Here is a 19,556-nt window from a genome sequence, read left to right as displayed (position 1 = left end):
CTTCGGGTTATACCCTAGTCACTTGCTCTAATCGTTTCTGCTATTCTTTTGTGACTGCGTCACGTTCAAGATCGACAGGTGCGAGGTCTGCAGCATCTTCGTCATTAGATAACGCTAATCCGTCTGCTTTCTTCGTTTCCTCATCGTCTTCTAAATCTCTCATTTCTATCTCTTCTTCATCGCCAGATAGGATTTTCACATCCATACCTAAACTTTGAAGTTCTTTGATTAACACTTTGAATGATTCAGGGACACCTGGTTCAGGTACGTTATCCCCTTTGACGATGGCTTCGTATGTTTTCACACGACCCACAACGTCATCCGATTTAACTGTTAAGATCTCTTGAAGTGTATATGCTGCACCGTAAGCTTCAAGTGCCCATACTTCCATCTCTCCGAAACGCTGACCACCAAACTGTGCTTTACCGCCAAGTGGCTGCTGCGTAACAAGTGAGTATGGTCCAGTTGAACGAGCGTGAAGTTTATCGTCAACCATGTGAGCCAGTTTGATCATGTACATGATTCCGACAGATACACGGTTGTCGAATGGTTCACCAGTTCGACCGTCATAAAGGACTGTTTTCGCATCACGAGACATACCTGCTTCTTCAAGCGTTTCCCAAACATCTTCCTCGCGCGCACCATCAAATACTGGTGACGCAATGTGGATGCCAAGGTAACGTGCAGCCATACCCATATGAAGCTCAAGTACCTGACCGATGTTCATACGAGATGGTACCCCTAGAGGGTTCAACATGATATCGATCGGTGTTCCGTCTGGAAGATACGGCATATCTTCTTCTGGAAGGATTTTAGAGATAACCCCTTTGTTACCATGTCGTCCGGCCATTTTGTCACCTTCAGAAATCTTACGCTTCTGAACGATGTATACGCGGACTAACTGGTTTACACCTGGAGGTAATTCATCTCCATCTTCACGGTTAAAGACTTTTACATCGTGGATAATTCCGCCGCCGCCGTGTGGAACACGTAGAGACGTATCACGCACTTCACGAGCCTTTTCACCGAAGATTGCATGTAATAGACGTTCTTCAGCTGTTAGTTCAGTTACACCTTTAGGCGTTACTTTTCCTACAAGAAGGTCTCCGTCTTTTACTTCTGCACCAATACGGATGATTCCGCGCTCGTCAAGGTTGCGTAAAGCATCTTCCCCAACGTTTGGAATATCACGAGTGATTTCTTCTGGTCCAAGCTTTGTATCACGAGCTTCTGATTCATATTCTTCAATATGAATAGACGTGTAGACGTCATCTTTTACAAGGCGCTCACTCATGATGATCGCATCCTCGTAGTTGTAACCGTCCCAAGTCATGAAGCCGACCATGACGTTACGTCCTAGAGCCAATTCACCTTTTTCCATAGAAGGTCCGTCTGCAAGGATTTCTCCTTTAACGACTTCATCTCCAACACTTACGATAGGACGCTGGTTGTAGCAAGTCCCTTGGTTAGAGCGGACAAATTTCAGCAAGCTGTATTTGTCTAGGTTTCCTTTGACTTGTTGTCCGTCAACGTCTTCATAACGGCGAACCCAAATATTTTTTGCTTCTACGCGTTCTACAACACCTGGGTAACGGCAGATGACAGCAGCACCAGAGTCTTTACCTGATACGTACTCCATACCTGTACCAACAATCGGTGATTCTGGCTGCATCAAAGGCACAGCCTGACGCTGCATGTTCGCTCCCATTAGAGCACGGTTAGAGTCATCGTTTTCTAAGAATGGGATACATGCTGTCGCTGCAGAAACAACCTGCTTTGGCGAAACGTCCATGTAGTCAACGCGGTTTCGAGGAACAACGGTGTTTTCCCCTCTGAAACGAGCAATGATATTATCATCAATAAACGAACCATCTTCACCTAATATAGCGTTCGCTTGTGCTACTACGTAGTTATCCTCTTCATCAGCAGTTAAGTAATCGATTCTCGGTGTCACTTTACCAGTTTCAGGATCAACCCGGCGGTAAGGTGTTTCGATAAATCCGAAGCGATTCACTTTTGCGAATGAAGATAGAGAGTTGATCAAACCAATGTTTGGACCCTCTGGTGTTTCAATCGGACACATACGTCCATAGTGAGAGTAGTGAACGTCACGAACTTCCATTCCTGCACGCTCACGTGTCAAACCACCCGGTCCAAGCGCTGACAGACGACGTTTGTGCGTCAATTCAGCAAGCGGGTTTGTTTGATCCATGAACTGAGATAGCTGAGAACTACCAAAGAACTCTTTGATAGAAGCGATCACAGGACGAATGTTGATCAGCTGCTGAGGTGTGATTGTGTTTGTGTCTTGAATTGACATTCTTTCACGAACAACACGCTCCATTCTGCTTAAACCAATACGGAATTGGTTTTGCAGAAGTTCACCTACGGAACGCAGACGACGGTTACCAAGGTGGTCGATATCATCTGTGTCACCTACACCATGAAGAAGGTTGAAGAAGTAACTGATTGATGCAATGATGTCAGAAGGCGTGATGTTTTTCACAGCTTCCTCTACATATGCATTTCCAATCACGTTAATCACTTGCTCGCCTTCTTGATCAGACGGTGCATAAATCTTAATAGATTGAAGTTCTACTTCATCTTCTACTACGCCACCATTAGGATAAAGCTTTCTAAATCCGATGCCGTTTTCTAAGTATGGAAGAACTTTATCAAGAACTCTTCTGTCTAAAATTTGACCTTTTTCTGCTAGAATTTCACCTGTTTCAGGGTCAACTAACGTTTCAGCCAATTTTTGATTGAACAGTCTATTTTTAATATGAAGCTTCTTATTAATCTTGTAGCGTCCAACATTTGCTAGGTCATATCTCTTCGGATCGAAGAAGCGAGAGTCTAGCAAGCTTTTCGCATTTTCAACAGTTGGCGGCTCTCCAGGGCGGAGGCGCTCGTAGATTTCGAGAAGTGCTTTATCCGCATTCTCTGTATTGTCTTTTTCCAGCGTGTTGCGTAAGTATTCATTCTCGCCAATGAGGTCAAGAATCTCTTGATCAGAGCTGAAGCCGAGAGCACGCAAAAGAACCGTAACCGGCAACTTACGTGTGCGATCGATGCGTACATAGACTACATCCTTCGCATCAGTTTCGTATTCTAACCATGCGCCACGGTTTGGAATGACAGTCGCAGTAAAACCTTTTTTACCGTTTTTGTCTACTTTACCACTGAAATATACACTTGGAGAACGCACTAACTGAGAAACGATTACACGTTCCGCACCATTAATGATAAAAGTACCTGTGTCTGTCATGATTGGGAAATCACCCATGAACACGTCTTGGTCTTTTACTTCTCCAGTTTCTTTGTTAATTAAACGAACTTTTACTCTTAGTGGAGCAGAGTAAGTTACATCACGTTCTTTTGATTCTGCTACAGGATACTTAGGATCCCCTAGGCTGTAATCAATGAATTCAAGAGAAAGGTTACCAGTAAAATCCTCAATTGGGGATATATCTTGAAACATCTCTCTAAGACCCTCATCAAGAAACCACTGATAAGAAGAGGTTTGAATTTCAATGAGATTTGGTAATTCTAACACTTCGCTTATGCGTGCGTAGCTTCTGCGCTGGCGGTGTCGTCCATACTGAACTAGTTGACCTGTCAACTGATTCACCCCTCAAATCATGCGTATTATATGTGTAAAAAGTATTTCTGTCTTTCAAATGTCAGTAAAGAAATACTTTTACAAGACAAAAGAAAAAAGGGTTTCTAAAATAAGAAAACCACATCCAAAAACAAATACCGATTTTATTAGTTTTCCCAAGTATGCATAATTTATACAAAATAGTTGTTTTTTAAGCCTATCAAGCAAAATATACACATTGGCATTTTATAATGTTAACACAGCTAGGAAACTGCGTCAAACTTTTTTAGCTTTGATTATATAGTAGCCCTTTTTTTTCAATACAACCTCGACTTCTCCAAAGAGCTGCTCTAATTTTTCAATCGCAGATGGTCCACCTTGCTTTTTCTGAATAACCACCCACAACTCACCTTCCGGCAATAAATGATCAGCACTTTTTTCAAAGATCGCATGTACAACTTTCTTCCCTGCCCGTATTGGGGGATTGGTCAGTATAGAGGCAAAAGCAGCTGAGGAATGAACATTCGAGAACAAATCACTTTGATAGATGTGAACATTATCAATGCGATTATGTTTAGCGTTTTCCTTTGAAAGTTCGACTGCTCTTTCGTTCACATCAATCATATGAATGGTACGGCTAGTCATTTCGTTTGCTAACGATAAGCCGATCGGTCCATAACCGCAACCGACATCTAAGACATCGCCATCCAAGTCAGGTTCTTCGAAAGCTTCAATTAAAAGCCTTGAACCAAAGTCGACTTCTTTCTTAGAAAACACTCCACTGTCACTTGTAAAAGTAAAGGTACGGTTTCTCAAGGTGAAGTCCCATGTCTGTTTATTGCTTTTCACTGATGGCTTTTCCGTATAATAGTGGTCACTCATGGTGAATGGACCTCCTCTGGATTCAATCGTTTCAGGAGATTAGAAAAGAAAAAGCCCGCCAGTAAAAGCGAGCTTTCCCAAAAGATTAGGCGAAGATTACTTAACTTCTACAGAAGCGCCAACTTCTTCAAGCTTAGCTTTAAGTTCTTCAGCTTCTTCTTTAGCAATACCTTCTTTAAGTGGTTTTGGAGTGTTGTCAACAAGTTCTTTAGCTTCTTTCAAGCCAAGACCAGTGATTTCACGAACCACTTTGATAACTTTGATTTTTTGGTCTCCAGCACCAGCAAGTACTAGATCAAAATCAGTTTTTTCTTCAGCAGCAGCACCGCCACCAGCAGCTACAGCTACAGGAGCAGCAGCAGTTACGCCAAATTCTTCTTCGATTGCTTTTACTAAGTCGTTTAACTCAAGTACAGTTGCTTCTTTAACTGAAGCAATGATTTCTTCGATATTTAAAGCCATTTGTAATTCCTCCATTTTAAGTTTTTTTACGTAAACGTAAAGTACGCATTAAGCGCCTTGTTCTTCTTTTTGATCTGCAACTGCTTTAGTAGCAAGAGCAAGATTACGAACTGGAGCTTGAAGAACGCTAAGCAACATAGAAAGTAAGCCTTCGCGAGACGGAAGTTCCGCAAGAGCCTTCACTTCTTCTACAGTCGCTACGTTTCCTTCGATGACACCAGCTTTGATTTCTAAAGCTTCGTGGCTTTTCGCAAATTCGTTGATGATTTTCGCAGGTGCGATAACATCTTCGTTACTGAATGCGATAGCGTTTGGACCTGTTAAGAAATCGTTTAAACCCGTTAGTTCAACTTGTTCAACTGCACGGCGAGTCAAAGTGTTTTTGTAAACTTTGAATTCTACGCCAGCTTCACGAAGCTGTTTACGAAGTTCAGTCACTTCAGAAACTGAAAGACCGCGGTAATCTACAATGACAGTAGACATACTATCTTTAAATTTAGAAGTAATTTCATCAACGACAACTTTTTTAGTATCGATTGCATTGCTCATGGTTACACCTCCTGTACATTCTTTGTGTAACACTTATACCGATCAGGCCATCACGTTCCTAACGAACGGTTCTCCATATAAAAAGCCTCCATTAAGACATGGAGGCTGTATATACAAGCATACGTTAACGTAAGACTGTGACATATACACCTCGGCGGGTTAATTAAGCCATAAGGCCCCTGCTGTCTACGGTATAAATGGACATTATTCTATTTTACAACATTTTGATATTATCAAAATGGTTGTCATAAGTCAAGAATTATTTTGCAGAGAAAGAAGATGGATCCACTTTCACGCCAGGGCCCATAGTAGATGTAACAGAAACGTTTTTCACGTATACACCTTTAGCCGCTGCAGGTTTTGCTTTAAGGATTGTGTCATAGATTGTTGCAAAGTTCTCAACAAGCTTTTCGTCCTCGAAAGAAACCTTTCCGATTGGCGCGTGGATGTTACCAGCTTTATCAACGCGGTATTCTACTTTACCAGCTTTGATTTCATTGATTGCTTTTTCAACTTCGAACGTTACAGTTCCTGTTTTAGGGTTTGGCATAAGACCTTTTGGTCCAAGTACACGACCGATCTTACCAACTTCACCCATCATGTCAGGTGTCGCAACGATTACATCGAATTCGAACCAACCTTGTTGGATTTTAGTGATGTAATCAGAATCTCCAACGTAGTCTGCTCCAGCAGCTTCTGCTTCTTTTGCTTTTTCGCCTTTAGCGAACACAAGAACGCGTTGAGTTTTACCAGTTCCGTTAGGAAGTACAACTGCACCGCGGATTTGTTGATCGTTTTTACGAGGGTCTACGCCCAAACGAAAAGCAACTTCTACAGTCGCATCAAATTTCGCTGTATTTGCTTTTTTTGTAAGAGAAACAGCTTCAGCTACATCATACGCTTTAGTACGTTCGATCAGCTTAGCAGCTTCTACATACTTTTTACCTTTTTTAGCCATTATAAAAATCCTCCTTATGTGGTTTTAGCGGAATAACCTCCCACGAATAAGGGTTGCGAACTTGTCAAAACCAAACTCGCAACCCAACAAGACAAAAAATTAATCTTCGATGACAATACCCATACTGCGTGCAGTACCTTCAACCATGCGCATAGCTGATTCAACGCTAGCAGCGTTTAAGTCAGGCATTTTTGTTTCCGCGATTTCGCGTACTTTATCACGCTTAACAGTTGCCACTTTATTACGGTTAGGTTCACCAGAACCAGACTCAATACCAGCTGCTTTTTTAAGTAAAACTGCAGCAGGTGGAGTTTTAGTAATAAATGTAAATGAACGGTCTTCAAAAACCGAAATTTCAACAGGAATGATAAGACCAGCTTGGTCAGCTGTACGAGCGTTAAACTCCTTACAGAATCCCATGATATTAACACCGGCTTGACCTAGTGCAGGTCCAACTGGTGGAGCTGGGTTAGCTTTTCCAGCAGGAATTTGCAATTTAACAACTTTAACTACTTTTTTAGCCACGAGACACACCTCCTTAAAGTCCGTGATGTGGTAATAGGGGAATCCCCCTCCCACTCAACAACTTCATTCTTTATATGAATGACGAAATAACTAGCTAGCGATCTTGAGTGAACTCAAGACGTACCTTTGCTATATTACCACTTCTATACACTCATTTCAAGCTCTTTTGAATTACAATTTATCGATCTGCGTGAACTCAAGTTCAACAGGTGTTTCTCTACCAAACATATTAACGAATACTTTGACTTTGCTTTTATCGTAATCAATTTCTTCAATAGAGCCAGTGAAGTTAGCAAACGGTCCATCGATAACCTTAACTGTTTCTTTGAGCTCAAAGTCGATTTCTGTTTTGCGTTCTTCAAGACCCATTCTCTTCAGAATGGTTTCAGCTTCACCTGGCAGCAGCGCAGTTGGCTTTGAGCCTGATCCAGCTGATCCAACGAATCCAGTGACACCCGGTGTATTACGAACAACATACCAAGAGTCGTCAGTCATCACGATTTCCACTAGGACATAGCCAGGGAATACTTTCTTTTTGACGACTTTTTTCTTACCATTTTTAATATCTGTTTCTTCTTCTTCTGGTACGACGACGCGGAAGATTTTATCCTGCATGCCCATTGATTCAACACGCTTTTCCAAGTTCGCTTTTACTTTGTTTTCATAGCCAGAGTACGTATGCACAACATACCAATTCTTTTCCATTTTCGTTCAGGACTATTTAGTCCTTCCCTCCCCACATTTCATAATGTCTATTTGACGAATCTCGAGTACCGGTAAATATTTTCAAGCAATTGAAAAAACCCGTAAAACGGGTTTTTTGGCAAGTCATATTATGATCTATTATAGCACGTTCAGCAGACCATTATTCAAGTATTAATGAATTAATTCGATTAATTGTGAGATTCCTATATCAAGAAAAGAGAAAAAGATTGCAAAGAATACGACTGTTAAAATAACAGTAATTGTATAGCGGACCATTTCGTTCTTCTTTGGCCAGCTGACCTTTTTCATTTCTTTTCCGACACTTTTTAAGAAACTGATAATACGCATGTAAAAGACCTCCACAGAATAAAGAACGCAAATCTTACTTCGTTTCTAAATGTGTTTTATGTGAATTACAAGTCTTGCAATATTTCTTAACTTCTAATCTTTCAGCTGCTGAAGCAACACTTTTCATTGTCGTATAATTGCGGCTTCCGCAGTCTTTACAGGCTAGAGTAATCTTTTTCCTCATATTTACACCTATTTTCTCGACATCATTTCATTAGTACCTTATCACAGTGTCGAAAAAGCTGTCAATATAGGTTTGATTAGAGACTAATCTCGCGAAGCTCTAAATATTTCTCTAATTTTCTCTTTACTCTTTGGAGTGCGTTATCAATTGATTTCACATGACGGTTTAAATCTTCAGAAATCTCTTGATAGGATCTACCATCAAGATAAAGCACAAGTACCTTTCTTTCCAGCTCGCTAAGCAGTTCACCCATCTTCATTTCGATATCATCAAATTCTTCTTTGCTAATGATTAAGTCTTCTGGGTTAAGCGCTTTAGCACCGGAAATGACATCCAATAATGTTCTGTCCGATTCTTCATCGTAGATCGGCTTGTCTAATGATACATAGGAATTTAACGGGATATGTTTTTGGCGAGTAGCTGTTTTAATTGCGGTGATAATTTGGCGGGTAATACATAATTCTGCAAAAGCCTTAAATGAAGTAAGCTTGTCCTCTCTGAAATCGCGGATAGACTTATAAAGTCCGATCATTCCCTCTTGGACAATGTCCTCTCGATCCGCTCCTATCAAGAAATAAGATCTTGCTTTCGCACGTACAAAATTGCGGTATTTCGTTATTAAATAATCTAGCGCATCACTATCTCCGACATGAACCCTTTCAATGACTTGTTCATCTTCCAACTGGCAAAATTGCTCTCTGATGGACTTACCCTTGCTGTTGTTTAGATTCACTTCGATCCCCCCGACCGCACCTAGATAGAAATATTATACATTAATGGTTGAAATATCGTCAAGCTATTCCAGATTCCCGCGCCGCCATTTTTCAAACGTTTTCAATACATCTTCTGACAATTCAATCTTAGATGCTGGTTTATCAGAAGTAATCTTTTTGACTCTCGTTTCAATCTTTCGTTCTATCACTTCAATCTCTCTTAAAAGCTCACGAGCCGACTTCCGAAGAGCTCCCTGTCCAAAAATAGCCCATTGTTCCGTAAAATCTGAGGTTGCCACATGAATTTGCGTCCGAATATTATTCAAATCCTGCGCCAGCTTTTCAATCCGCTCATCCGCCGTTTCATTCTCTCTCGTAAAGATGACCTCTACTCGGTGATTGGTCCGCTTCTTTTCAATTCCTTTAACCATATGGGCATCGAATACGACAATGACTCGATACCCTGTGTATGCTTGATATTCTGCTAAATGTTGAATCAGCACGTCTCTGGCTTCTTCAAAGCTGTTTTCCTTTAAGTGCTGCAACTGAGGCCATGCACCTATCATGTTGTATCCATCGACTAAGAGGATATCCATCTCTATTCTCCTAACGGATAACGTTTTCGATACACTTCATACATCAATAGACCAGCGGCAACTGATGCATTTAAAGAAGTAACCTTCCCGGCCATAGGCAGTTTAATCAGAAAATCACACTTTTCCTTAATCAATCGGCCAATACCTTTTCCTTCACTGCCAATCACAAGAGCCAGCGGCATTGTACCATCAAATTGTCTGTAATCCTGTTTAGCAGACGCATCTGTTCCCGCAACCCAGATTCCTCTTTCTTTCATTTCATCAAGGGCTCTTGAAAGATTGGTCACTTTTGCAACAGGAATATGCTCAATTGCTCCAGTGGATGCCTTAGCAACTGTTGTTGTTAGACCGACCGCTCTCCTTTTTGGAATGACAATCCCGTGTGCCCCTACAGCATCTGCCGTACGCATAATCGATCCTAAATTATGCGGATCTTCAATTTCATCTAAAATCAGAAAGAATGGCTGCTCATTCCGCTTTTCAGCAATTTGATACAGATCGTCCAATTCTGCATATTCATATGCTGCTACTTGTGCAACGATTCCCTGGTGCTGACCTGTCACCATTTGATCAAGCTTTTTCCTCGGAACATACTGAATGGTGATATTTTGCTTTTTAGCGAGTTCAATGACCTGCTGGGCTTGTCCTTTTACAGTGTTTTCTGCCATCCAGAGCTTGTATAACTCCCGATCTGACTTCAGTGTCTCAATCACTGCATTTTTCCCAATGACATAATCATGTTGCTGACTCATTTGTCTTCCTCCCTGACGTTCCGATTTCAATCGCCTGACCAATCAGCTCTTCTAAGCGTTCGTCCTGCTTTTCGATAAATAAATAACCCATGAGCGCTTCAAACGCTGTACTATAACGATACGTTTGAACGTCTGTGTTTTTAGGCACTGTGCCTGATTTTGCGTTTCTTCCTCTTTTCAGCACCGCTTCTTCTGCTTCAGTGAAAAAGCCTTGCTGCTGAAGCGTAAATAAAATAGCAGCCTGTGATTTAGCTGAAACAATTTTGCTTGCTCGTTTGTGCAGCTCATTTGGTTTTGTCGCCCCCGTTTGGAGGAGGTGATGCCTCACATATACTTCAAAAATGGCATCACCCATATAAGCTAGCGCAAGTCCGTTCAGCTGTTTACCGTCTTTCAGCTTTTCAAAATTCAACATTGCCTATTCTCCTCTTTTCCAGCGAGTACCTTGAGGAGTGTCCTCCAACACAATATTCATGTTCTTTAATTGGTCACGAATTTGATCAGATAGGGCAAAATCACGATTTCTTCTAGCTTCATTACGTTTTTCAATTAACGCTTCTACCTCTTCGTCAAGCGTGTGCTTTTCTTCTAATGAGAAGCCAAGAACAGACGTAATTTCTTGGAACAAGCCGATAAATGCCTTGATCACTTCCTCCGAAGTATGATCATTTTCCATATAATAATTCGCCTGTTTCGCTAATTCGAATAAAACAGAGATCGCATTTGCTGTATTGAAGTCATCATTCATTTCAGAAATAAATGTCGCACGCTGTTCTTCAATTTTTGCCAGCCATTCAGCATTGTCTTCCGTGATATTCGTGCTGCTCTCAAGGCGATGGTGTAAATTCGCATACGATGTTTTGAGTCGGTTAAATGCACTCTTTGTACTTTCTAATAAATCCATTGAGTAGTTAATTGGGTGACGATAGTGAACCGACAACATAAAGAAGCGGAGCACATCAGGATCTTGTTCTTTCACAATGTCATGCACCAGCACAAAGTTGCCAAGTGATTTTGACATTTTTTCATTATCAATATTAATATACCCGTTATGCATCCAATACTTCGCAAAAGGCTTCCCTGTCAAAGCCTCAGATTGGGCAATTTCATTCTCATGGTGTGGGAATGTTAGATCCTGTCCGCCAGCATGAATGTCGATCGTATCACCTAAATATTTTTTGACCATTGCCGAGCATTCGATATGCCAGCCTGGGCGTCCTTCGCCCCATGGGCTATCCCATGAGATTTCCTGATCCTTTGCAGCCTTCCATAGGGCAAAGTCCAGTGCATCTCGTTTCTTTTCACCTACACGAATACGGGCACCTGTCTTCAGTTCATCAATCGATTGATGTGAAAGCTTTCCATAGCCTTCAAATGAGCGTGTGCTGTAATACACGTCGCCATCTGCTTCATAGGCGTAGCCTTTTTCAATCAATGTCGCAATAAACGCAATGATATCATCCATGTTTTCCGTTACTCGCGGGTGAAGGTCTGCTTTTTTGCAGCCTAGTGCACTGACGTCTTCAAAGTAAGCTTGGATAAACCGGTCAGCAATTGTCGGCACATCCTCTCCGAGTTCATTGGCTGCTTTGATGAGTTTATCATCCACATCTGTAAAGTTTGATACAAAGTTCACATCGTAACCGCTGTATTCTAAATACTTACGTACAGTGTCATAAACAATAGCAGGTCTAGCATTCCCGATATGAATGTAGTTATAAACGGTTGGTCCGCACACATACATCTTGACCTTTCCTGGCTCAAGCGGGACAAATTCTTCTTTCTTACGTGTCAATGTATTATAAATATTGATTGTCATGATTGTTCTTCCTTTCTGCTCAATGAAGCCAGCTCACCTTTTAGCTTTTCCATTTCTCGTTCCAATTCTTTAAAACGATCGGAAATTGGATCTGGCAAATCTTGATGATTGAGATCACGATTGATTTTCTTTCCATTTTGAACGACGACTCGCCCAGGTATACCGACAACGGTGGAATGGTCGGGTACGTCCTTTAACACAACCGACCCCGCTCCAATCTTGGCTCCTTTTCCAACTGTAATGGAACCAAGCACCTTGGCACCTGTCGCAATGAGGGCATCGTCTAAAATGGTCGGATGCCGCTTTCCCTTTTCTTTCCCTGTTCCCCCTAATGTCACGCCTTGGAAAACAGTGACGTTGTCTCCAATTTCACATGTTTCCCCGATCACAACACCCATGCCGTGATCAATGAAGAACCGCCTGCCAATGGTTGCCGCCGGGTGAATTTCCACCCCTGTGAAAAAACGGCTGACCTGAGAAATGATCCGCGCAATAAAATACAGCTTCCGCTTATAAAATGCGTGCGCAATACGGTGAGCCCAAATCGCATGAAGCCCTGAATAGGTTAGCACTACTTCAATATAGCTTCTAGCAGCAGGATCTTGATCAAACACAGTATCAATATCTTCTTTCAGCATTTTGAAAAACACATGCTCCCCCCGTTCTTCCCCATCAATCTCTCTTAGGACTTGCTCTCTTTTTTTGGACAAATAAAAAACGCCTCTGCCAAATGACAGAGACGTTTTGAAAACGCGGTTCCACTCTGTTTAGAAAGCCACTTATCTTTCAGCCTTCTCAACTTAATCCCATAACGGAGGGTACCGCCCTTGCATACTAACGTACGTGTTCCTCAAGGGTCTTGAGGGTGCATTTCCAACGTCTGCCCATAAGTCTCTTTCAGCCGGTGGAGACTCTTTCTGTGATGGACGAGTACATTGTACTTCTCCCTCGCAACGATTTCCTTATATTTGTTTAATGCGGTTTAATACCGTTTCTTTACCTAGTAATTCAATACTTTGCGGAAGTTCTGGGCCATGCGTTTGTCCTGTGACAGCCACACGAATCGGCATGAATAGTTTCTTGCCTTTATGCCCTGTTTCTTTTTGTACCGCTTTAATGGCAGCCTTGATTTCATCAGGTGTGAAAGACTCAAGCTGTTCAAGCTGACCTGCAAAAGATGCCATGACTTCTGGTACTTGCTCCTCTGCTAGAACTTCCTTTGCCTCTTGATTATACTCAATTTGCTCCTTAAAGAACAACTCTGTTAACTCAACAATTTCTGCTCCGTAGCTTAATTGTTCGTGATACAGAGAAATAAGCTTGCGTACCCATGTGTTTTCTTCTTCTGTCAGCTGCTCACTTACCTTGCCTGCTTTTTGAAGATGCGGAAGTGTTAGTGCCACAACCTGATCAAGATCAAGTGCTTTCACGTATTGGTTGTTCACCCATTTTAGTTTATGCATATCAAATAGAGCTGGTGACTTAGAAAGTCGATTCACATCGAAAATGTCGATGAATTGCTCTTTTGTAAACAGTTCTTCTTCGCCCACTGGAGACCATCCAAGTAATGCAATGAAGTTAAACAGAGCTTCAGGTAAATATCCTAAATTCTTATATTGCTCGATGAATTGAATAATTGATTCATCACGTTTACTTAATTTCTTGCGGTTTTCGTTCACAATCAACGTCATATGTCCAAATAGCGGAACATCCCAGCCAAATGCATTAAAAACCATAATTTGTTTAGGCGTATTTGAAATATGATCCTCTCCGCGAAGAACGTGAGTCATTTTCATCAAATGATCATCCACGGCTACGGCAAAGTTATAAGTTGGCGTGCCATCTTTCTTCACAATAACAAAATCACCGATGCCATCTGTTTCAAACGAAATATCGCCTTTAACCATGTCGTCAAATTTGATGATTTCTCCTTTTGGCACTCGGAAGCGGATGCTTGGCTCTCTTCCTTCAGCAATTAGCTTGTCCTCTTCTTCTTTTGATAAATGACTGCATTTACCAGAATATCGAGGCATTTCACTGCGGGCGATTTGTGCTTCACGCTCTGCCTCTAGCTCTTCAGCCGTACAATAGCACTTATACGCCAAGTCCTTCTCTAAGAGCTCGTCATAATATTTTTTGTAAATATCATTTCGCTCTGATTGTCTGTAAGGACCGTAACCGCCATCTTTATCAATGCTCTCATCCCAATCAATACCGAGCCATTGCAGGTGGCGAAGCTGGCTTTCCTCCCCGCCTTCTACATTACGCTTTTGATCCGTATCCTCGATTCGAATAATAAATTTGCCGCCTTGGCTGCGTGCGAACAAATAGTTGAAAAGAGCCGTTCTAGCATTCCCAATATGTAAATGACCAGTTGGACTCGGTGCATAACGAACACGCACTTCATTTCCCATGAGTTTAACTTCCTTTCATCTGCATCATGTTGTCTGACACCAATTTTTTATAAACGTATTTTATCATCAAAACCCATTCTCATCAAAATGGATTTTACTTTTTCTGAAGAAGCACTGTTGCCTGAGAAGCAATTCCTTCGCCTCTTCCTGTAAATCCGAGTTTCTCTGTCGTTGTTGCTTTGACGTTCACCTGTGTGACATCTGCCTCAAGCGCTTCTGCAATTTTCTCACACATAGGTTGAATGTAAGGTGCCATTTTGGGCTTTTGCGCCATGATGGTGCAGTCAATATTCACAAGTGTGTAACCTTTTTCTTTCACAAGTGCCCACACATGCTGCAATAATTTAAAAGAATCTGCATCCTTAAACTCAGGATCTGTGTCTGGGAAATGTCTGCCGATATCTCCTTCAGCAATCGCACCCAGGCAGGCATCTGCCACTGTGTGAAGCAGTACGTCAGCGTCTGAATGCCCTAGCAGTCCCTTTTCATAAGGGATGGTGACCCCCCCGATAATCAGAGGTCTCCCCTCTGTTAATTGATGTACATCAAAGCCTTGTCCTATTCTCAACATGATCTAGTACCCTCTTTCCGCATCCATAATTGCCTTGGCAACCAATAAATCATCCGGTGTTGTCAGCTTAATATTGGTATAGTCTCCTTGGACAATATACACATTCTCGCCATGTAATTGTTCAACAAGACTGGCGTCATCTGTTCCAAGGAAGCCTGTCCGCTCCGCATGTTCATGCGCCTCTTTTAAAATAGAATGACGAAAAGCTTGTGGGGTCTGGACCGCCCACAAGCTCTGACGTTCAATGGTTTGTTCCACTTTGCCTTCTTGAACGCGTTTGATTGTGTCTTTCACTGGTACCGCTACAACTGCGGAGCCTTTTTCAATCGCTGCTTTAACGAGCAAGTCAATCTGTGTATGCTTAATAAAAGGCCTTGCCCCATCATGAACAAGCACGATGTCCGCATCTTTCACAGCCTTTAATCCTTCGTATACACTTTGCTGACGTTCTTCACCGCCAGTGACAAGTGAAACAGGCGTTTGAAAAGCGTGTACCTTGAGTAGCCTTTCAAAGTCTTGACGCTCCTCCTCATTGATCGCTAGGATCATGCGTTTGCATTGTGAATGAGCGTCAAACACCTTTAATGTATGAATGATGACCGGCATTCTTTTCAGCTCGATAAAAAGCTTATTGCGGCCGGCCTTCATTCGTTTCCCCTGCCCCGCAGCCGGAATAACTACTTCATAATACATGTTCGTTCTCCCTTTAGAGCGCCTTCTCCAGAAGTTTTGGCTTCGCAAAAATCATTCTTCCAGCAGCAGTCTGCAGCACACTAGTGACGAGTACATCGATGTCTTTTCCAATGTAATTGCGTCCTTCTTCGACCACAATCATCGTACCGTCATCTAAGTAAGCAACACCTTGGTTATGCTCTTTCCCATCTTTGATGACCTGTACCTTCATTTCTTCCCCAGGCAGTACAACCGGTTTAACCGCATTGGCTAGATCATTGATGTTTAACACTGCTACTTTTTGAAGTTCGCATACTTTATTTAAATTAAAATCATTGGTCACAACAACACCTGAAGTTAATTTCGCGAGCTTCACAAGCTTGCTATCAACCTCTTGAATGTCTTCGAAGTCACCTTCGTAAATTTCAACTTTAATATCCAACTCTTTTTGAATACGATTTAAAATATCAAGACCTCTTCGGCCTCTATTTCTCTTTAATACATCTGAGGAGTCTGCAATATGCTGTAATTCCTCGAGTACAAATTGAGGAATAACCATGACGCCTTCTAAGAATCCAGTTTGGCAAATATCTGCGATTCTTCCATCAATGATAACACTTGTGTCTAAAATTTTCAGCTTTTTATCTTCTATTTCAGGTTCATCATCAGCTGCTCCTTTTTTCTTGCTGACCTTTGCAGACCGGGAGAACAGCCCCATCATTTCATCCTTCTTCTTAAAGCCTACCTGAAACCCAAGGTATCCTAAAAAGAAAGCCAGGAAAATCGGAATAATGGTACCAAAAATATGATATGGGATATTGTTTAGCGGGATCACGTTTACAATAAGATATGCTAGAATAAGTCCAAATACTAATCCGAAACTTCCAGATATAAGATCAGGAAGAGGCGCCTTCAATAGAGAATCCTCGATCCATTTCACCCAATTTACCACATAACCTGTGCACCATTTGCCGATGATCAAGAATACAGCGGCTCCTATTAGTGCTGAAGAGTAAGCATTTGTTATGAAAGGTATGTCCTTTACATTTAAAAGCAGAAATAACTCTGGAATGATAAAAATCCCCACAACTGCACCAAAAATGATAAAAAACGCCTGAACGATTCTTTTTAACATACCTTCACCTCCTTTATTTTTCATCTGTCAATCCACCTTCATCTGACATTGATATATGTTTAAGTTTCCTATCATGAGCAACAGAAAACAAAACCATCATTAATATACCCATATTCATCCATTTTTAACCGTAATAGAGAAAAATTTCTCTTCTTAAAGCTGACGGTCGATATAATGTTTTTCTTGTAACCTTTTTAATCCTTTTTTTATCTTTTTCGCTCTTACTTCTCCAATTCCTTCTACTTCATCCAATTCTTGTACATCGGCTTCCATAATTCGATCTAGCACACCGAATGCTTCAACCACATTTTCAACGATCGGCATTGGCAATCTAGGGATTTTATGGAGCAACCTGTATCCTCTTGTGTACACATATTCGTCAATATTTGTAGAAGCTGGATATCCAAGTAACTTGTACAGAATGGAATCATCTAAAAGCTCAAAGCTCGACATATCTTGAAGTTGTTTAAGCAGCACATACGGATCTTTGATCTTTTCTTTCACGTAATCTTTAATAAATAAAGCCGCTTCCTGCTCCATATCTGTAATCAGCTCATTGACCTGCAGACGGATCAAGTGTCCCTCTGTTCCAAGCTCTTTGATATACATATTGATTTCATTTTTGATTCTAAGAACCATTTCGTAGCGGTGCAGCACGGATAATACATCACCAAAGGTCACAAGCTCTTCAAATTCTAGGGCGCTTAACGCAGAAATGGCGTGATCTAAAATGGTTTTATATTTCTCAAGTGTTTGAATGGCTTGATTCGCCTTTGTTAAAATAAAACCAATATCTTTCAGCGTATAACGACGATTCCCTTGGTATAAGGTAATGACGTTCCTCCGTTCAGAAATGGCAATGATTAAGCAGCCTGTCTGCTTCGCTACACGTTCAGCCGTCCGGTGCCTCATGCCTGTTTCCGATGAATGGATGGTGGCATCTGGCATCAGCTGTGTATTCGCATACAAGATTTTTTGACCAGAATCGCTAAGAATAATAGCCCCGTCCATCTTCGCCAATTCATATAAATGTGCTGGAGAGAAGGCAGAATTAATGTGAAATCCTCCATCTACCACACTCTTTACTTTGTCATTATAACCAACAACAATGAGCCCGCCAGTATTGGCTCGCAAGACGTTTTCAATCCCTGCCCGCAGAGGTGTTCCTGGTGCCACAAACTGTACAATATCTAAGAGATCGAGTTCTCTCGCTCCTTTTTTCTCTTTTTCCATTTCTATGATCCCCCTAGTGAAATTCGAAGTGCCTCCGCTACATTTTCTACACCAACTAACTCAATCCCTCTCGGCTTTTTCCATCCGTCTATATTCGCCTGAGGAATAAACATTCGCTTAAATCCTAGTTTCGCAGCTTCCTGCACTCGCTGTTCAATTCTTGATACTCTTCTGACTTCTCCCGTCAGACCGACCTCTCCTATAAAGCAATCCGCTTGATGCGGCGCTGCGTCTTTAAAGCTTGATGCAATACTGACGGCAATAGCTAAGTCAATCGCCGGTTCGTCAAGCTTCACACCGCCTGCGACCTTTAAATACGCATCTTGGTTTTGCAGCAGCAGCCCCACGCGTTTTTCTAAAACTGCCATGAGCAGCGATACTCGATTATGATCAAGGCCAGTGGCCATTCTTCGCGGATTCCCAAAGCTTGTCGGGGAAATTAATGCCTGTATCTCGACAAGTACGGGTCTTGTTCCTTCCATTGAGGCAACAACACACGAACCAGATACACCTGCCGACCGCTCTTCTAAAAAGATTTCTGATGGGTTTAATACTTCCGTGAGTCCTTCCTCTCTCATTTCAAAGATCCCCAATTCATTCGTTGAACCAAATCGGTTTTTAACCGCCCGTAAGATACGAAACGTATGATGACGCTCGCCTTCAAAATAAAGAACTGTATCCACCATATGCTCTAAAAGGCGTGGACCTGCGATCGAGCCTTCTTTGGTCACGTGACCAACGATAAAAATAGGAATCCCATTTGTCTTGGCAATTTTCATCAGCTGTGCTGTACATTCTCTTACTTGAGATACAGAGCCGGGAGCTGACGTGATATCGCTTTGATAAACGGTTTGAATCGAATCCACCACAACAAAAGCAGGTTTCATCTCCTGTATAGCAGACGTTATATACTCCATATCGGTTTCAGCCAAAACATGTAAAGAGGCGCTTTCAATACCAAGGCGGTCCGCTCTTAGCTTCGTTTGTTTAATGGACTCCTCACCAGATATGTACAACACATTCTGATTTTTATCTGAGAGCTGTGCTGATACTTGTAATAATAAAGTGGACTTCCCAATCCCAGGGTCTCCGCCAATGAGAACAAGAGAGCCTTTGACAATTCCACTTCCTAATACTCGGTTAAATTCTTCTAAATTCGTTTTAATTCGGGGTTCTTCGGATGTTTCAATTGCAGATATAGGTGAAGGTTTTTGAATGGTTTGAACAGAATGATTAAAAGCACTACGACGGTTTGCCGGCTCTTTGCGAACGACCTCTTCTATCATACTGTTCCACGTGCCGCAGCCTGGACATTTCCCCATCCATTTGGCTGACTCATAACCGCACGATTGGCATATAAATTTTGATTTTGTCTTAGCCATAGATTGAAGAATACAACTCCTTATACTGGTCAGAAAATAAGTAAAGGGAGGCATA

General features: G+C 41.7%; 21 protein-coding genes and 2 other annotated features. All 21 genes read right to left on the bottom strand.

Going from position 1 to position 19,556, the window contains the following annotated elements:
* Positions 1 to 40: 40 nt before the first annotated feature.
* Entirely contained in the window at positions 41 to 3,622 is a 3,582-nt protein-coding gene (rpoB, locus tag NST59_RS00690; protein ID WP_003217223.1) for a DNA-directed RNA polymerase subunit beta, read from the bottom strand.
* Between the two features lie 255 nt (positions 3,623 to 3,877).
* Positions 3,878 to 4,483 carry a class I SAM-dependent methyltransferase gene (locus NST59_RS00685; protein ID WP_039175972.1) on the bottom strand — a complete coding sequence of 202 codons (606 nt, stop codon included), beginning with the start codon at positions 4,481 to 4,483 and terminating at the stop codon, positions 3,878 to 3,880.
* 96 nt (positions 4,484 to 4,579) lie between these two features.
* Positions 4,580 to 4,945: a 50S ribosomal protein L7/L12 gene (gene rplL, locus NST59_RS00680; RefSeq protein ID WP_008345418.1), complete on the bottom strand. Its 366-nt coding sequence runs from the start codon at positions 4,943 to 4,945 to the stop codon at positions 4,580 to 4,582.
* Between the two features lie 48 nt (positions 4,946 to 4,993).
* Positions 4,994 to 5,494 carry a 50S ribosomal protein L10 gene (rplJ, locus tag NST59_RS00675; RefSeq protein WP_024425590.1) on the bottom strand — a complete coding sequence of 167 codons (501 nt, stop codon included), beginning with the start codon at positions 5,492 to 5,494 and terminating at the stop codon, positions 4,994 to 4,996.
* Between the two features lie 69 nt (positions 5,495 to 5,563).
* Positions 5,564 to 5,704: a sequence feature (ribosomal protein L10 leader region), on the bottom strand.
* A 49-nt stretch (positions 5,705 to 5,753) separates the two neighbouring features.
* Positions 5,754 to 6,452, bottom strand: coding sequence for a 50S ribosomal protein L1 (gene rplA / locus NST59_RS00670; RefSeq protein WP_007496292.1), 699 nt, complete (start codon positions 6,450 to 6,452; stop codon positions 5,754 to 5,756).
* A gap of 99 nt (positions 6,453 to 6,551) precedes the next feature.
* The gene (rplK, locus tag NST59_RS00665; RefSeq protein ID WP_003216956.1) at positions 6,552 to 6,977 is read right to left on the bottom strand and encodes a 50S ribosomal protein L11; all 426 of its coding nucleotides are present in this window, start codon (positions 6,975 to 6,977) and stop codon (positions 6,552 to 6,554) included.
* Between the two features lie 171 nt (positions 6,978 to 7,148).
* The gene (nusG, locus tag NST59_RS00660; protein WP_003217197.1) at positions 7,149 to 7,682 is read right to left on the bottom strand and encodes a transcription termination/antitermination protein NusG; all 534 of its coding nucleotides are present in this window, start codon (positions 7,680 to 7,682) and stop codon (positions 7,149 to 7,151) included.
* A 171-nt stretch (positions 7,683 to 7,853) separates the two neighbouring features.
* Positions 7,854 to 8,030: a preprotein translocase subunit SecE gene (secE, locus tag NST59_RS00655; protein ID WP_008345422.1), complete on the bottom strand. Its 177-nt coding sequence runs from the start codon at positions 8,028 to 8,030 to the stop codon at positions 7,854 to 7,856.
* 34 nt (positions 8,031 to 8,064) lie between these two features.
* On the bottom strand, positions 8,065 to 8,214 hold the full coding sequence (gene rpmG / locus NST59_RS00650; protein WP_008356502.1) for a 50S ribosomal protein L33: 150 nt from the start codon (positions 8,212 to 8,214) through the stop codon (positions 8,065 to 8,067).
* Between the two features lie 76 nt (positions 8,215 to 8,290).
* Positions 8,291 to 8,947: an RNA polymerase sporulation sigma factor SigH gene (gene sigH / locus NST59_RS00645; RefSeq protein WP_008345424.1), complete on the bottom strand. Its 657-nt coding sequence runs from the start codon at positions 8,945 to 8,947 to the stop codon at positions 8,291 to 8,293.
* A gap of 63 nt (positions 8,948 to 9,010) precedes the next feature.
* On the bottom strand, positions 9,011 to 9,523 hold the full coding sequence (gene rae1 / locus NST59_RS00640; protein WP_024425589.1) for a ribosome-dependent mRNA decay endonuclease Rae1/YacP: 513 nt from the start codon (positions 9,521 to 9,523) through the stop codon (positions 9,011 to 9,013).
* A 2-nt stretch (positions 9,524 to 9,525) separates the two neighbouring features.
* The gene (gene rlmB / locus NST59_RS00635; RefSeq protein WP_024425588.1) at positions 9,526 to 10,275 is read right to left on the bottom strand and encodes a 23S rRNA (guanosine(2251)-2'-O)-methyltransferase RlmB; all 750 of its coding nucleotides are present in this window, start codon (positions 10,273 to 10,275) and stop codon (positions 9,526 to 9,528) included.
* Positions 10,259 to 10,690, bottom strand: coding sequence for a Mini-ribonuclease 3 (locus NST59_RS00630; RefSeq protein WP_024425587.1), 432 nt, complete (start codon positions 10,688 to 10,690; stop codon positions 10,259 to 10,261). Before NST59_RS00630 ends, rlmB begins: the two co-directional genes overlap by 17 nt.
* 3 nt (positions 10,691 to 10,693) lie before the next feature.
* Positions 10,694 to 12,094 (bottom strand): cysteine--tRNA ligase, encoded by a 1,401-nt coding sequence (gene cysS / locus NST59_RS00625; RefSeq protein ID WP_034283904.1) that lies wholly within the window; start codon positions 12,092 to 12,094, stop codon positions 10,694 to 10,696.
* Positions 12,091 to 12,744 carry a serine O-acetyltransferase gene (gene cysE, locus NST59_RS00620; RefSeq protein ID WP_034283914.1) on the bottom strand — a complete coding sequence of 218 codons (654 nt, stop codon included), beginning with the start codon at positions 12,742 to 12,744 and terminating at the stop codon, positions 12,091 to 12,093. Before cysE ends, cysS begins: the two co-directional genes overlap by 4 nt.
* A gap of 82 nt (positions 12,745 to 12,826) precedes the next feature.
* Positions 12,827 to 13,057: a binding site (T-box leader), on the bottom strand.
* Positions 13,057 to 14,508, bottom strand: a complete 1,452-nt coding sequence (gltX, locus tag NST59_RS00615) for a glutamate--tRNA ligase (protein ID WP_039175968.1) — start codon at positions 14,506 to 14,508, stop codon at positions 13,057 to 13,059. Its footprint overlaps the feature before it by 1 nt.
* Before the next feature lie 94 nt (positions 14,509 to 14,602).
* Positions 14,603 to 15,079, bottom strand: a complete 477-nt coding sequence (ispF, locus tag NST59_RS00610; protein ID WP_003216928.1) for a 2-C-methyl-D-erythritol 2,4-cyclodiphosphate synthase — start codon at positions 15,077 to 15,079, stop codon at positions 14,603 to 14,605.
* Between the two features lie 3 nt (positions 15,080 to 15,082).
* The gene (gene ispD, locus NST59_RS00605; RefSeq protein WP_039175965.1) at positions 15,083 to 15,772 is read right to left on the bottom strand and encodes a 2-C-methyl-D-erythritol 4-phosphate cytidylyltransferase; all 690 of its coding nucleotides are present in this window, start codon (positions 15,770 to 15,772) and stop codon (positions 15,083 to 15,085) included.
* A 13-nt stretch (positions 15,773 to 15,785) separates the two neighbouring features.
* Complete coding sequence (locus tag NST59_RS00600) at positions 15,786 to 16,886, bottom strand: PIN/TRAM domain-containing protein (RefSeq protein ID WP_047203808.1); 1,101 nt, start codon at positions 16,884 to 16,886, stop codon at positions 15,786 to 15,788.
* Positions 16,887 to 17,039: 153 nt separating this feature from the next.
* Complete coding sequence (gene disA, locus NST59_RS00595) at positions 17,040 to 18,119, bottom strand: DNA integrity scanning diadenylate cyclase DisA (RefSeq protein ID WP_024425581.1); 1,080 nt, start codon at positions 18,117 to 18,119, stop codon at positions 17,040 to 17,042.
* Positions 18,120 to 18,121: 2 nt separating this feature from the next.
* Positions 18,122 to 19,501 carry a DNA repair protein RadA gene (radA, locus tag NST59_RS00590; protein ID WP_203129126.1) on the bottom strand — a complete coding sequence of 460 codons (1,380 nt, stop codon included), beginning with the start codon at positions 19,499 to 19,501 and terminating at the stop codon, positions 18,122 to 18,124.
* Positions 19,502 to 19,556: the final 55 nt, after the last annotated feature.

The sequence above is a fragment of the Bacillus sp. FSL R5-0439 genome (assembly GCF_038008805.1).
GTDB lineage: Bacteria > Bacillota > Bacilli > Bacillales > Bacillaceae > Bacillus > Bacillus safensis.
Note: the sequence above shows the minus strand (reverse complement) of the source record. Positions and strands in the feature narration are given on the sequence as shown.

Excerpts from the sequence above, each read along its gene's own strand:
- cysS (WP_034283904.1), bottom strand. The coding sequence starts at position 12,094 with ATGACAATCAATATTTATAATACATTGACACGTAAGAAAGAAGAATTT.
- NST59_RS00630 (WP_024425587.1), bottom strand. The coding sequence starts at position 10,690 with ATGTTGAATTTTGAAAAGCTGAAAGACGGTAAACAGCTGAACGGACTT.
- secE (WP_008345422.1), bottom strand. The coding sequence starts at position 8,030 with ATGCGTATTATCAGTTTCTTAAAAAGTGTCGGAAAAGAAATGAAAAAG.
- disA (WP_024425581.1), bottom strand. The coding sequence starts at position 18,119 with ATGGAAAAAGAGAAAAAAGGAGCGAGAGAACTCGATCTCTTAGATATT.
- rae1 (WP_024425589.1), bottom strand. The coding sequence starts at position 9,523 with ATGGATATCCTCTTAGTCGATGGATACAACATGATAGGTGCATGGCCT.
- gltX (WP_039175968.1), bottom strand. The coding sequence starts at position 14,508 with ATGGGAAATGAAGTGCGTGTTCGTTATGCACCGAGTCCAACTGGTCAT.
- NST59_RS00685 (WP_039175972.1), bottom strand. The coding sequence starts at position 4,483 with ATGAGTGACCACTATTATACGGAAAAGCCATCAGTGAAAAGCAATAAA.
- ispD (WP_039175965.1), bottom strand. The coding sequence starts at position 15,772 with ATGTATTATGAAGTAGTTATTCCGGCTGCGGGGCAGGGGAAACGAATG.
- rplL (WP_008345418.1), bottom strand. The coding sequence starts at position 4,945 with ATGGCTTTAAATATCGAAGAAATCATTGCTTCAGTTAAAGAAGCAACT.
- radA (WP_203129126.1), bottom strand. The coding sequence starts at position 19,501 with ATGGCTAAGACAAAATCAAAATTTATATGCCAATCGTGCGGTTATGAG.
- nusG (WP_003217197.1), bottom strand. The coding sequence starts at position 7,682 with ATGGAAAAGAATTGGTATGTTGTGCATACGTACTCTGGCTATGAAAAC.
- ispF (WP_003216928.1), bottom strand. The coding sequence starts at position 15,079 with ATGTTGAGAATAGGACAAGGCTTTGATGTACATCAATTAACAGAGGGG.
- rlmB (WP_024425588.1), bottom strand. The coding sequence starts at position 10,275 with ATGAGTCAGCAACATGATTATGTCATTGGGAAAAATGCAGTGATTGAG.
- NST59_RS00600 (WP_047203808.1), bottom strand. The coding sequence starts at position 16,886 with ATGTTAAAAAGAATCGTTCAGGCGTTTTTTATCATTTTTGGTGCAGTT.
- rplJ (WP_024425590.1), bottom strand. The coding sequence starts at position 5,494 with ATGAGCAATGCAATCGATACTAAAAAAGTTGTCGTTGATGAAATTACT.
- rplA (WP_007496292.1), bottom strand. The coding sequence starts at position 6,452 with ATGGCTAAAAAAGGTAAAAAGTATGTAGAAGCTGCTAAGCTGATCGAA.
- rpmG (WP_008356502.1), bottom strand. The coding sequence starts at position 8,214 with ATGAGGAAAAAGATTACTCTAGCCTGTAAAGACTGCGGAAGCCGCAAT.